General features: G+C 61.4%; 11 protein-coding genes. 10 read left to right on the top strand and 1 reads right to left on the bottom strand.

Annotated features, from left to right (window positions below):
• Nucleotides 1–352: 352 nt before the first annotated feature.
• Nucleotides 353–1,219, bottom strand: coding sequence for a transposase (locus H7B90_RS13250; RefSeq protein ID WP_185136361.1), 867 nt, complete (start codon nucleotides 1,217–1,219; stop codon nucleotides 353–355).
• An 805-nt stretch (nucleotides 1,220–2,024) separates the two neighbouring features.
• On the opposite strand from H7B90_RS13250, the gene H7B90_RS13245 reads away from it, so the two are divergent.
• The 10 genes from H7B90_RS13245 (at nucleotide 2,025) to mreD (ending at nucleotide 13,674) form a co-directional block, all read left to right on the top strand.
• Entirely contained in the window at nucleotides 2,025–4,691 is a 2,667-nt protein-coding gene (locus H7B90_RS13245) for a valine--tRNA ligase (protein WP_185136360.1), read from the top strand.
• A gap of 16 nt (nucleotides 4,692–4,707) precedes the next feature.
• A complete protein-coding gene (locus H7B90_RS13240; protein ID WP_185136359.1) occupies nucleotides 4,708–6,084 on the top strand; it encodes a bifunctional folylpolyglutamate synthase/dihydrofolate synthase in 1,377 nt (458 codons plus the stop codon).
• A gap of 7 nt (nucleotides 6,085–6,091) precedes the next feature.
• On the top strand, nucleotides 6,092–7,477 hold the full coding sequence (gene murC / locus H7B90_RS13235; RefSeq protein ID WP_185136358.1) for a UDP-N-acetylmuramate--L-alanine ligase: 1,386 nt from the start codon (nucleotides 6,092–6,094) through the stop codon (nucleotides 7,475–7,477).
• A gap of 138 nt (nucleotides 7,478–7,615) precedes the next feature.
• Nucleotides 7,616–9,184, top strand: a complete 1,569-nt coding sequence (locus H7B90_RS13230) for an SPOR domain-containing protein (RefSeq protein ID WP_185136357.1) — start codon at nucleotides 7,616–7,618, stop codon at nucleotides 9,182–9,184.
• 177 nt (nucleotides 9,185–9,361) lie between these two features.
• Nucleotides 9,362–9,604, top strand: coding sequence for a DUF4321 domain-containing protein (locus tag H7B90_RS13225; protein WP_185136356.1), 243 nt, complete (start codon nucleotides 9,362–9,364; stop codon nucleotides 9,602–9,604).
• A gap of 127 nt (nucleotides 9,605–9,731) precedes the next feature.
• Nucleotides 9,732–10,352 carry a Maf family protein gene (locus tag H7B90_RS13220; protein WP_185136355.1) on the top strand — a complete coding sequence of 207 codons (621 nt, stop codon included), beginning with the start codon at nucleotides 9,732–9,734 and terminating at the stop codon, nucleotides 10,350–10,352.
• A gap of 81 nt (nucleotides 10,353–10,433) precedes the next feature.
• Entirely contained in the window at nucleotides 10,434–11,144 is a 711-nt protein-coding gene (gene radC, locus H7B90_RS13215; protein WP_246578539.1) for a RadC family protein, read from the top strand.
• Between the two features lie 39 nt (nucleotides 11,145–11,183).
• A complete protein-coding gene (locus tag H7B90_RS13210) occupies nucleotides 11,184–12,218 on the top strand; it encodes a rod shape-determining protein (protein ID WP_185136354.1) in 1,035 nt (344 codons plus the stop codon).
• 62 nt (nucleotides 12,219–12,280) lie between these two features.
• Nucleotides 12,281–13,147 carry a rod shape-determining protein MreC gene (gene mreC / locus H7B90_RS13205; protein WP_185136353.1) on the top strand — a complete coding sequence of 289 codons (867 nt, stop codon included), beginning with the start codon at nucleotides 12,281–12,283 and terminating at the stop codon, nucleotides 13,145–13,147.
• Nucleotides 13,144–13,674, top strand: a complete 531-nt coding sequence (mreD, locus tag H7B90_RS13200; RefSeq protein WP_185136352.1) for a rod shape-determining protein MreD — start codon at nucleotides 13,144–13,146, stop codon at nucleotides 13,672–13,674. The genes mreC and mreD overlap by 4 nt, the downstream gene beginning before the upstream one ends.
• The last annotated feature ends 34 nt before the right edge of the window (nucleotides 13,675–13,708 follow it).

The raw sequence follows: 13,708 nt of genomic DNA, 5'->3' as shown, positions 1-13,708 counted from the left end.
GGAAACGGAATTGGGATCGAGAAAGTCATAGATTGCTCCATTCTAGGGTTATCCCCACGGATCAGGTACGTTAAGGGGGAACTCCTATTGCATCATCTCGTTCGGCATTATCTACATCTACATCCACATCTACATCCACATCTACATCCACATCTACATCTACATCTATATCTACATCTATAACTATATCTACGTCTACATCTGCTTTTTGCTTTTGCTACTGCTTCAACCTCGGCCACTAGAGCGCTCAACAAATAGATAGAAGGATTAGAAGGACGACAGGATTGGGTCGGAGGCGATGGAGGGCGTAATTGGATTGTGAAGAACGGATGGCCCAACGATAGCAAGGAGGTTATGAGACTTTGCGGGTCAACTGGCGATACGTGATCACGCGACGAGAAGCGCATTGCCTCGACAACTCCAAGAGCAGGGGCAGTTCGGCCGAACCGATATGGAACCGGTAACCGAATTCGTCCAAATAAGCCTGCAGATGCTTGGGGCGAATGCCGTAAAAAGTCGTGTTCAACCACCTCGAGGCGTCTCTGCACAAACGGGACAAAGGCCGATGGCGCGCGGAATTATAGATGCCGGCCGCGATCCGAACTTTGGATTCGGGCAATGCGCATTTTTCGATAAAGGTTTGAAACGCGATCTTAGCGACTCGGACGTCTAGCAAATGGCTTGCGGGAACTTGATAGAGCTTGACGCGCAGAAGAGAGCCCTCCTCCGAGAGGGTCGCCCCGGCTAGCATGGGTTGTCTCTTCCGGTTCTGATTGAAAAGGGATGAAAAAGAAGTCGCTTCATATCGATCCTCGTTCACCTGAACGCTTCCGCCAAGCGGCAATTCGGAAGCGGCCAATCGCATGGCGTTGCGGATTTTGTGCCCGATTAGCCAGGCGGTCTTGTAAGTAACCTGAATCAACCTCGACAATTCGCGGGCGTTCGCTCCTTTTCCAAGCCAATAAATAGACAGGAACCACTTGCGGAGCGGAGTCTTGCTCTTCTCCATAACGGTTCCGGCCGTCAACGAAGTCTGATGGCGACACTTCCTGCATTCATAAAGTGGGAGACGGCGCATTCGAATGACCGACGCCCTGCGATGCCGGCAAACCGGACAAAAGTAACCGTCAGGCCATTTGTTCCGATAGAGTTCCCCGATGCAAGCTTCCTCGCTGCCGTAACGCTGAAGAAAACCATCGTCCATCCGATTCGGATCCATGAAACCGCCACCCTCTCACGAACATGCGTTCCTTTTATTGAGATTATACCAAACATATGTTCCTATATCAATATTAGAAAGGGTAAAAATAGAAAAAAATCTGACCTTATGGGAATCCTGAGTAGGCGAAGATATATAGATGTATGGCGGAGGAAATGCGATATCGTGCTGAGCCATGGGGATAAGATTAAAAATGCAGTACCGAACTAAAAGGATAAGGTTAATTAAGCGAAAGTGTGCTGAGGTACGGGGATAAGGTATAAATGCAGTAACGCGCTGAGGCGCGGGGATAAGGTTAATAATGCGTAACCGTGCTGAGGCATGGGGATAAGGTTAAAAATGCGGCGCAAAGGCAAGCATGGGAATACGAGAACTGAAGCAACGGGATAAGCTCGGAACGGGCGCTAACAACCCTGAGGCCTTATTGAGCGAGCGGAGGTTGAACGGGTCCGTATTGACTGCGAACAACGGGAAAGGTATCATAGGAAAATAAAGACGCGGAAAGGGAAGAGTACGCAATTCGCCCCTTCAGAGAGCGGGACCGCTGCCGCAAGCAGCGCTGGGAGGTCCCGCAGGAAGGCCGTTGCCGAAGTCGCCCCGGAGTCTCTCGTTCGAACCGGAATCCCGGTCGTAGGGCGGGACGGCGGCAGCCGTTAACATGCTTGCGAGCGCCGAACGGGCTTGATCCGCTTGAACCGAAGCGGCGGCCGTTCGGAACGAAGGTGGTACCACGGAAGCGAACCTTTCGTCCTTTGCGACGGGAGGTTTTTGTTATTTTTTGTCCCCAATGGAGGTTGTATCCCGAATGAGCGAAACGCGCGAACCGATTACCGTCGACATGCCGACGACTTACGATCCGACCAGCGCCGAACAGAAATGGTACGAGGCGTGGATTCAAGGCGGTTACTTCAAGGCGGGGCGTCGTCCCGACGCGCCCAAGTACTCGATCGTAATCCCGCCGCCGAACGTGACGGGCATGCTGCACATCGGCCACGCCCTCGACTTCACGCTTCAGGATATCCTGATCCGCTTCAAGCGGATGCAGGGCTTCGACGCCCTGTGGCTGCCGGGCATGGACCACGCGGGCATCGCCACCCAGACGAAGGTGGAGCAGAAGCTGCGGGAGCAAGGCAAGAGCCGGCACGATCTCGGCCGCGAAGCGTTCCTGGAGAAGGTCTGGGAATGGAAGGAGCAATATGCCGGCACGATCCGCAGCCAATGGGCGAAGATGGGGCTGAGCCTCGACTATTCGCGCGAGCGGTTCACGATGGACGAGGGGTTGTCCCGCGCCGTTCGTGAAGTGTTCGTCCGTCTGTACGAGAAGGGGCTCATCTACCGCGGCAAACGGATCATCAACTGGGATCCGGCTGCGCGTACGGCTCTGTCCGACATCGAAGTCGAATATAAGGAAGTCAACGGCCATCTGTACCATCTCCAATATCCGCTCGCCGACGGAAGCGGCACGCTGACCGTGGCGACGACCCGGCCGGAGACGATGCTGGGCGATACCGCCGTCGCGGTCCACCCGGACGACGAGCGCTACAAGCACCTGATCGGGAAGATGCTGAAGCTGCCGATCGTGAACCGCGAGATTCCGATCATCGCCGACGAATACGTCGAGAAGGAGTTCGGAAGCGGCGCGGTCAAGATTACGCCGGCTCACGATCCGAACGACTTCGAAGTGGGTACGCGCCACGACCTGCCGCAGATCATCGTCATGGACGAGGCCGGCATCATGAACGAGAATGCCGGCCCGTACCGCGGGATGGACCGGGCCGATTGCCGCAAGGCGATCGTGAAGGACCTTCAAGAGCAAGGCGTCTGCGTCCGGATCGAGGACCACGTCCATCAAGTCGGCCACAGCGAGCGCTCGGGCGCCGTCGTCGAGCCGTATTTGTCGACGCAATGGTTCGTCGCGATGAAGCCGCTCGCCGACAAGGCGATCGAATCCCAGAAGTCGGGCCAAGGCGTCAACTTCGTGCCGGACCGCTTCGAGAAGATTTACCTGCATTGGATCGAGAACGTCCGCGACTGGTGCATCTCCCGCCAATTGTGGTGGGGCCACCGGATTCCGGCCTGGTATCACGAAGAGACCGGAGAAGTCTACGTCGGCATGGAAGCGCCGGAGGGCGCGGACCAACCGGGGTCCCCGTGGCGCCAGGACGAAGACGTGCTCGACACGTGGTTCAGCTCCGCGCTATGGCCGTTCTCGACATTGGGCTGGCCGGATAACGGCGAGGACCTGAAGCGCTACTATCCGACGGACGTTCTCGTTACCGGGTACGACATCATTTACTTCTGGGTCGCGCGGATGATCTTCACCGCTCTCGAGTTCACGGACGCGATCCCGTTCAAGGACGTTCTCATCCATGGGCTCGTTCGCGACGCGGAAGGACGGAAGATGTCGAAGTCGCTCGGCAACGGCGTCGACCCTCTCGAAGTGATCGAGAAATACGGCGCCGACGCGATGCGTTACATGATCTCGACCGGCAGCACGCCGGGGCAGGATCTTCGCTTCCGCTGGGAGAAGGTCGAGCAGGCGCGCAACTTCGCGAACAAGATCTGGAACGCTTCGCGCTTCACGCTGATGAACCTCGAAGGCTTCAAGGCGGAAGACATCGACCTGACGGGGGCGCTGTCGACGGCGGACCGCTGGATCCTGCATCGGTTCAACGAGACGGCGCGCGATATCACGAGACTTCTGGAAGCTTACGAATTCGGCGAGACCGGCCGCCTTCTGTACAACTTCATCTGGGACGACCTGTGCGACTGGTACATCGAATTCGCCAAGCTGACGCTGTACGGCTCGGACGAAGCCGCGAAGCGCAGCACCCAGTCCGTCCTCGCCTATGTGCTGGACCGCACGCTCCGCTTGCTGCACCCGTTCATGCCTTATCTCTCCGAAGAGATCTGGCAGCACCTGCCGCACGAGCCGGGCGAGACGATTACGCTCGCATCGTGGCCGGCCTACGACGCGGCGTTCGAAGCGCCGGAAGCCGTCGGAGAGATGGGGCTTCTGATGGACGCCATCCGCGCGGTTCGCAACGTGCGCGCGGAAGTGGGCGTCACGCCGGGCAAGAAGGTCGAGCTGCTCGTCAAGCCGACGACGGACGCGACGGACGGCATCCTCCGGCGCAACGAAGACTATTTGCGGCGCTTCTGCAATACGTCTTCGCTGACGCTCGACAGGGACCTGACGCCGCCGGACAAAGCGATGACGGCGATCGTGACGGGAGCCGAGCTGTATTTGCCGCTCGCCGGACTGATCGACATCGGCCTCGAGATCGCTCGGCTGGAGAAGGAGCTGGCCACCCTCAATTCCGAAGTGGAACGGGTGGAGAAGAAGCTGGCCAACGAAGGCTACATCGCGAAGGCGCCGGCGCACGTCGTCGAGCAGGAGAGGGCCAAGGGACAGGATTACCGCGACAAGCGAGACAAGGTATTGGCCAGAATCGCCGAGCTGCGCGGGTAACGGAGGCGCGAAGGACATGAACGACGAGACAGTGCAACAACCGTTCCGGACGGCCGCGGAAGCGGTCGCCTGGATTACCGGGCTGATGCCCACGGTCGGCATCCGGCCGGGCCTCGAGCGGATGAACCTGCTCATGGAGCGGCTGAACCATCCGCACCGGAGACTGAAGTTCATCCATGTGGCCGGAACGAACGGCAAAGGCTCGGTATGCGCCTACCTGACGAGCGTGCTCCGCAAGTGCGGCTACGACGTGGGAACGTTCACGTCCCCCTACATTACGTCGTACGCCAACCGATTCCAATACAACGGCCAAGACATCGCGGACGAGGACCTGGTTCGGCTCGCCAACCGGCTCAAGCCGCTGTCGGAAGAGCTCGCGGCGACCGAGTGGGGGCCGCTTACGATGTTCGAGGTGACGACGGCGCTGGCGATCCTCTATTACGGGACGGTCACGTTCCCCGACTACGTCGTCTGGGAGACTGGCTTGGGCGGCAGGCTCGACGTCACGAACATCGTCAATCCGATCGTGAGCGTCATCACGAACATCGGCCATGACCATATGGACCTGCTGGGGCCGACGCTGTCCGACATCGCGTACGAGAAGGCCGGCATCATCAAGCCGGGCGTTCCCGTCGTCACCGCCGTCTCCCAGCCGGAGACGATCGACGTCATTCGCCGGACGGCCGAGAGCAAGCGATCTACTCTGTATCTGCTGGGAGAAAAGTTCAGCCTCGAGACGAAGTCCGTCTCGGAGAACGAGACGAGATTCTCCTTCGAAGGGCCGTTCCGCGCCATCGGACCGCTGACGATCTCCCTGAACGGCGCCCATCAAGCGACGAACGCGGCCGTAGCGGTTATGACGCTCGAGGTGCTAAGGCAATATTACGCGCTTATCCTGGAGGACGACGCCTTGGCGGAGGGGCTCAAGGAGACGGCGTGGCCGGGGCGCCTCGAGATGGTGTCCCGGGAGCCGCGCATTCTGCTCGACGGGGCGCATAATCCCGAAGGCATGAAGGCGTTGGCGGAGGCGCTGCGCGACGTATATTCATACGATACGCTGAATATGATGATCGCGATGATGCCCAATAAGAATCACGACGAATCGCTCAAGCATATACTACCAATGGTGAATTCCCTGATCGTTACCGAACCGGATTTCCATAAAAAAATGAATGCCGACGAACTGGCCGGCATCGCGAAGCGGCTGCAAAGCGAGCTTGGCGGGCCCCGGGACATCGTGGTCGAGCCCGACTGGCGAAGCGCCCTTGAACGGCTCCGAGGAATGGCCGGCGACGGGGAACGCACGCTGTCCGTGGTCACCGGTACCCTGTACCTGATCGCCGATGCAAGGTCTTGGCTGCTCCATCAAACGAAATCGGAAAAAGGCTGGTGAAGCGACGTTGCGGACGGAAGAGCGCGTACATTTTATCGGCATCGGCGGGTACGGCATGAGCGCGATCGCCCGCGTCATGTTGGAGATGGGTTACGAGGTGACCGGGTCGGACGTGGCCCGGCAGGAGCTGACGGAGAAGCTGGCGGCCAAGGGGGCGCGGATTTATATCGGCCATGAACCGGAGCATGTCCGGGGAGCGAATCTGGTCGTATACTCCACGGCGCTGCCCAAGGACAACGTGGAGCGCAAGGAAGCGGAGCTGCTCAACATTCCGACGCTGCACCGGGCGCAGATGCTGGCCCGGCTGCTGAACGACCGCTCGGGAGTAGCCGTCGCCGGAGCCCACGGCAAGACGACGACGTCGTCCATGATCGCACTCGTCATGGAGACGTGCGGACTGGATCCGACGTACATTATCGGCGGAGAGATCGTCAACGTCGGCACGAACGCGAAGGCGGGCAAGGGAGAATACGTCGTCGCCGAAGCGGACGAGAGCGACGGGTCGTTCCTCCAGTATCGTCCCGCGGTGGCCGTCGTCACGAACATCGAACCGGATCATCTTGAAAATTACGAGGGAGACTTCAACAAGCTGAAGGAAGCTTACGTGAAGTTCCTGAACAACGTCCGGGAGGGCGGCTGCGCGATCGTCTGCTCGGACGACGAGAACGTGCGGTCCATTCTGCCGAGCGCGTCGGCGACCCGGACGATCACGTACGCGATCGACGGCGAAGCGGATTACATGGCGGCCAACGTCGTCCTTGGCGATCGCGTGGCCTCGTTCGACGTTCTGCGGGAAGGGCGCACCCTGGGGACAGTCCGGCTGTCGGTGCCGGGCCGCCACAACGTCTACAACGCGCTCGCGACGGTCGTCGTCTGCCTGGAAGCGGGCGTCGAATTCGAGCGAATCGCCGATGCCATCGTGGAGTTCCGCGGCGCGAAGCGCAGGTTCCAAGTGCTCGGCGAATCGCGGGACATGCTGGTCATCGACGACTACGCCCACCATCCGACCGAGATCGAGGCGACGATCCTGGCCGCGAAGGCGACCGGCAAGCGGATCATCGCGGTGTTCCAGCCGCAGCGCTACACGAGAACGTTCTTCCTGCTGGACGCGTTCAGCCGGGCGTTCAAGGACGCGGACGAGGTGATCATCACCGACATCTACTCGCCGGCCGGCGAGCAGCGGATCGAAGGGGTCACTTCGCAGCGGCTCGTCGAACTGATTGCGGCGAACAGCAATCCGAACGTCTCGTACGTGCCGACGAAGGAAGAAGTGCTGGACCTGCTCGCGGACAAGATAGCCCCGGGCGATCTCGTGCTGACGATGGGAGCCGGCGACATCTGGAAAACCGCGGACAGCCTCGCCCGGCTGCTGCGGGAGCGGGAAGAAGGATAACGCGACCGCGGGAACGCCGCCTCTTCAAGGGAGTCGACCTTGGAGGGGCGGCTTTCTTTTTGAACCGATCGTCTCTCATATTTACGCCTTGTCCGTCATAGGCTGTTACTAGATTAAGGGACAAGGGGAGACGGATGGATGCAGCCAAAAGCGAGAATGACGTTCCGCTTCGACGGGGCGCCCCCCGCGAGGCCGGAGCCGGAGCGGCAGCGGGAGCAGGCCCGGATTCCGAACCGAAGCGAGGCGGAACCGATCGAGCGGAAGACATTGGAGACGCCGGAGCCCGCCGCAGGTCCCCCGACGGACGACTATTACGCGTGGAGCAGCCCCTATCAGGACGATATCCGCGCTTTGGAAGAGATTATCCGGCAGCCCGCGAAGGCTTCGGCGGAAGGCAATCGGCGGAGGGCCGCCGAATCGGAAGGCCATTCGGCCCGGGAAGGCCGGCCCGCTGTCCGGGAAGTCGAGGAGGACGAGCGGGGGACGGAGAGCCGGGACGGGCGGAAGACAGAGGTCCGGGGCGCCCGGGCGTCGATGGAAGACGGCTCGCGTTCGGCCAGGGCCGGCGGAACGAAGGAGATAGAGGATCGGGGCGACGAAGAGACGACGATCGCCGGATTCGGCCGCCGCGCGTATCCCGCCCCCGCGGAGCGTTCGGTCCGAGAGGCGCCGTCCGGCCGGATGGGGCGCACGATCCCGTTCCCCGGCGCGCGGCGAACGGACGAGCCGGACCCGGAGGAGGAGATCGACGACGAGGGTATCCCCGAGCTTGAAGCGGAATGGGGGGCGGCAACCCGCTATTCCCGTCAGGAAGGACCGTCCTGGTGGCGGGTGATCGCGACGGTCGTCGGGGCCATCGCGACGGGCGGGCTGTTCGGCTACTTGCTCCTGACCTTGTTCACGGGCGAGCCGCTGTTCCCTTCTTCCGATCCGACGGGCGGCGCGGTGCCCGCGGCGGCTCTCCCGGCCGGGGAAGCTTCCGCGCCGGCTGCGACCGGTGCCGGCGCTGCCGGCGCAGCCGGCAATGCCGGAGCGGGAGCCTCCGCGGCGAAGCCCCCGGCGGCAGCGGAGACGCCGCCGGGCAAAGCCGGCGCGACGGAAGCCGCCGCGGCCCCGGGCGCTGCCGTCTACTTGCTGCAGTACGGCGTGTTCCGCACCGAGCAGAGCATGAACGAGGCGGCGAGCCAGCTGAGCGGCAAGGGGCTCGCTTCCGCCTCCGACGCGTCGGACGGCTACCGGGTCTACGCCGGCATCGCGTCGAGTAAGGATGAAGCCGAGGCGTTGGCAGACCGGCTAGCCGGCACGGAAGTGTACTTGAAGCCTGTCGCAAGTCCGGAGATTCGCTTGACCGGCTTGAAGCAGGCCCAGAGCAAGGCGAACTTCCTCGCTCTCGGCTCGGAGCTGTACGCCAAGATCGCTTCCTTCACGTCCGCGGCTCTCGCCGGCTCCGGGGAGGATACCGGCGTCCAGAAGATCCGCACGGCGCACCAGCTCTGGTTGGAAGCCGGGAAGGCCGCGGGCGAGTGGGAAGAGCCGCTCGCGAAGGCGGTTCAGAACGAGACGGAGCAGCTCAACGCCGCCGTGTCGGCCATCAACAAATACAGCGACAAGCCTTCCGAAGCGCATCTGTGGAACGCCCAGTCCGCGGCCATGAAGGCGGCGCTCGCCGATCTGGCCATCCGCTCTCTGGCCGGCCAGGCGGGCTGAAGCGGAGTCCGCCTCCTTCGAGATGGACCGGGGCGAAGACGAAGAAGCGCGCGCCATAGGCCGATCGTCCCGACAGCCTCCTCCCGGGGGCTGTCTTCGTTTTGTGCATTGTCTACCTTGCCGGGGGGACGTATAATGAATTCACAAGTGTCAGAAAATGGTGGGAGACGTTGAATCGTGAAGAAAAACGGTTGGATTTTGCTGCTGCTCGTGTTTATCGGACTTCTGGCGGGAGCGTTGGTCTCCAGATGGCTGGAGGCGGTTCCCGGCCTCGACTTCCTGACCAAGACGTACAAGGTCGATTGGTCTCCCGCCGCCGATCTGCTCGTGCTGAACTACCATATCCAGATCGGCTTGAACATCAGCCTTCTCAGCATCGTCGGAGCCGCGGCCGCGATCTGGATTTACCGCAGAATGTAATCGCGGCGATCCGGCGTTCGAGACGGCATCGCGGAGAGGATCCGCGATCCTCAGGCGTTGGGACGCAGCATGGAAGGAATTATTACGCGAACGTAAAGAAAATGGCGAATCGAAAGGAACTTGATCGATGCTTGCAACGTCTAATTCTATATCCCCGGTTACTCTGGTGCTGGCCTCCTCTTCTCCGCGAAGACAAGAGCTGATCGCGACGCTCGGCCTCCCCGTTCTCGTCCGCCCGAGCCTCGCCGACGAGAGCACGCCGCCCGGCTGGACGCCCTCCCGCGTCGTCGAAGAACTGAGCCTGCGCAAGGCGAAGGCCGTCGCCGAATCGATGGAAGCGCCGCCGGCCGGCGAATCCTTCATCGTCGTCGGAAGCGACACGATCGTCGCTCTCGAAGGCGAGATCATGGGCAAGCCGAAGAACGAGGAAGACGCGCTCGGCATGCTCGAGCGACTCTCCGGGCGAACCCACGAGGTCTATACGGGCGTAACCTGCCTCGAGCTCGGAACGGGCAAGGCGGCCACCTCCCACCGCTCGACGAAGGTGCGGATGCGGCCTCTCTCGAGCGTTCAGCTCGCCAGATACGTCGCCACGGGCGAGCCGATGGACAAGGCCGGCGCCTACGGCATTCAAGAGAAGGGAGCTCTTCTCGTGGAAGGCATCGAAGGCGACTTCTTCAACGTCGTCGGCCTCCCTCTCTCCCTGCTGGCCGAGATGCTCGAGCCCTTCGGCGTCTCGCTGCCGTAACGCCCGCGCGAAGACATGTCCGGACGACCCTAAGCCGATACCCGCGGCCGACGCGGAAGACCGAGAAGAGGGAATTGCGCGATGGAGCTTAAGAAGGAACAACGGTCTCCCCGATCGTATATGCTGCGGGAGGTGCCGGCGGACGAACGGCCGCGGGAGAGGATGCAGAGGCACGGCGCGGGCGCGCTCAGCCACGCGGAGCTGCTCGCCATCCTCCTGCGCACGGGAACCCGCGACGAATCCGCCGTCCGGCTGGCGGAGCGCATCCTGAGCGACTGCGGCGGCCTTCGGGGATTCGCCGAGCGGAGCTGGGACGAGCTCACGCACATCCGCGGCATCGGCCCGGCCAAGGCGCTGCAGCTTCAGGCGTCGATCGAGCTGGGGCGCCGGGTGGCCCGGTCGCGTCTGCCCGACATGGTCAAGATCACTCGTCCGCAGGACGCGGCCGATCTGCTCATGGAGGAGATGAGGCATCTTCGCGAAGAACACTTCGTCTGCCTGTTCCTGAACACGAAGAATCAAGTGATCGGCCGCCAGACGCTGTCCATCGGGAGCTTGAACGCCTCCGTCGTCCATCCCCGGGAAGTGTTCCGGGCGGCCATCCGCCGGAGCAGCGCTTCGATTCTGTGCGCGCACAACCACCCGAGCGGCGATCCGACGCCCAGCCCGGAAGACATTCAGCTCACCCGCCGCCTCGCGGAAGCCGGCGAGCTGATCGGCATCGAGCTGCTCGACCACCTGGTAATCGGTGACAATCGCTATATTAGTTTGAAGGAAGCCGGACGCTTGTAATATAATAATAAGGATTGTCCCAACAGGAGGTAGCAGCATATGTTTGGTGGATTTACGCGCGATCTGGGCATTGACCTTGGAACCGCAAACACGCTTGTATACGTCAAAGGCAAAGGAATCGCCGTTAGGGAACCTTCCGTGGTCGCCCTGCGTACCGATACGAAAAAAATCGAGGCCGTAGGCGAAGCCGCCAAGAAGATGATCGGCCGCACGCCGGGCAACATCCGGGCCATCCGCCCGATGAAGGACGGCGTCATCGCCGACTTCGAGACGACCGCGACGATGATCAAATACTTCATCCGCAGAGCCCAGAAGGAGCGTTCGTTCCCGCCGCGCCATCCGAGCGTGATGGTATGCGTGCCTTCCGGCATTACCGCCGTCGAGAAGCGCGCGGTCGAGGACGCCACCAAGCAAGCGGGAGCCCGCGAGGCGTATACGATCGAGGAGCCGTTCGCGGCCGCGATCGGCGCCGATCTGCCGGTATGGGAGCCGACCGGCAGCATGGTCGTCGATATCGGCGGAGGCACGACCGAAGTCGCCGTCATCTCTCTCGGCGGCATCGTGACGAGCCGCTCCATCCGCGTCGCCGGCGACGAGATGGACGAAGCGATCATGCAGTACATCAAGCGGCTGTACAATCTGATGATCGGCGAGCGGACTTCCGAGCAGCTCAAGATGGAGATCGGCTCGGCGCTTCCGCTCGACAAGGTCGAATCCATCGAGATTCGCGGACGCGACCTCGTCTCCGGTCTCCCGAAGACGCTCGCCATCACCTCGGACGAGATTACGGAAGCTCTGTCCGATACGGTGAACGCCATCGTGGAAGCCGTCAAGGTAACGCTCGAGAAGTGTCCTCCGGAATTGTCCGCCGACATCATGGACCGGGGCATCGTGCTCACCGGAGGCGGCGCGTTGCTGCGCAACCTGGACAAGATGCTGGCGCGCGAGACGGGCATGCCGGTCATCGTCGCCGAGCATCCGCTCGATTGCGTGGCCATCGGCACGGGCCGTGCGCTCGAGAATATTCACTTGTTCAAATCCTCCAAGGGCGGATCCGGCTCGAAGAGGCGCTGATAGCGTTCGGATCGGAGCCCGATGGGGGAAGGGAAAGCAGGTGATCGGTTATTTTTAAGATAATGCGCAACAAACGCTTGTTCATTCTCATGATCGGGCTGATCCTGTTTATCGCCATGCTGGGCTTCACATCGGGACGTACCGGACTGACTTGGCCCGAACGCTTCGTCAACGACGCGTTCGGGACGGTCCAAGGGGCTTTGTACCGGCCGGTCGGGGCAGTGTCGGAATTTTTCCGCGACCTCGGCCGGCTTTCCGATGTGTATAAGGAGAACGAAGAGCTTAGACGGACGGTGGCCCAATATACGCAAGACAAGATCCATTACAACATGGTCGAGAATCAGAACAAGCAATTGATGAAGGCGCTCGAGTTCAAAGAACGGCAACAGAAATTATATAATTATAAATACATTCCCGCGCAAGTCGTGGCGAACAGCTCGAACCCTTACGACAAGACGATCAAGATTAACCTCGGCGCCCACGACGGCATCAAGCCGAAGATGGCCGTGACGTCGGTCGACGGCATGGTCGGCCTCGTCAGCAAAGTGTCGGAGTTCACGTCGACGGTTATGCCGATCACGGAGCTCGATCCGACGTCCAGCGACCGGATCTCGATCTCCGCGACGGTGCTCGGCCGGGAGGAGCAGACGTTCGGCATCGTCGATTACGACAAGGAGAACAACGTGCTTCAGATGACGAGAATCGACGAGAACGCCGAAGTCAAGGAAGGCGACCTGATCGTCACGTCGGGACTCGGCAACGTTCTGCCTATGGGAATCATTATCGGCACCGTCGTCAGCAACGAGGTAGGGGACTTCGGCTTGACGCATACGGCCGCGATCAAGCCGGCCGCCAAGTTCGACCATCTGACCGACGTGTTCGTCGTCATCGCCCCGGATGTGGACGCTCCGGATGTGGACGCCCCGTGACGAAGGTTCGCATCAATCGGACGATTCTGTTGACGCTGGCGCTTCTGCTCATTCAGACCTCGGTGCTGCCCTGGCTCGTCCCGGACGCGTGGAGCGAGCGGCTGCTGCCGAACTTGCCGTTCATCATGTCGGTGTTCGTCGCCCTGTTCGGCGGCCGGCATCCGGCGTTCCTGTTCGGCCTGGGCTTCGGCCTTCTCGAAGATTTGCTTTTCTACGGACATCTGATGGGCTCTTACGGATACTTCATGGCTCTGCTAGGCTACCTGATCGGGCTGGTCTCCGACCGCAGGCCCCGCACGATCGGCTTCACGCTGCTCGCCGTCGGCGTCGGCAGCGCCATCCTCGACACGCTGATCTATCTCGTCTATCGGCTGTTCCAATATACGTCGGACAGCTACGGGTTCGCGGTCTACTGGCATATCGTCCCCACGCTGCTCCTGCAGGTGGCGCTGGCTCTCGCGCTCTATCTGCCCGTCCGCCGCTGGATGCTCAAGGCCGCCTCGGCTTCCGACGAGAACGCCGGGTGACGTTCCGTACCGTTCCTCCGCGCGGCCGGCAGGA

The sequence above is a fragment of the Cohnella xylanilytica genome (genome assembly GCF_014212175.1).
Lineage (GTDB): Bacteria > Bacillota > Bacilli > Paenibacillales > Paenibacillaceae > Cohnella > Cohnella xylanilytica.
This window is presented reverse-complemented; position numbering and strand designations above follow the sequence as displayed.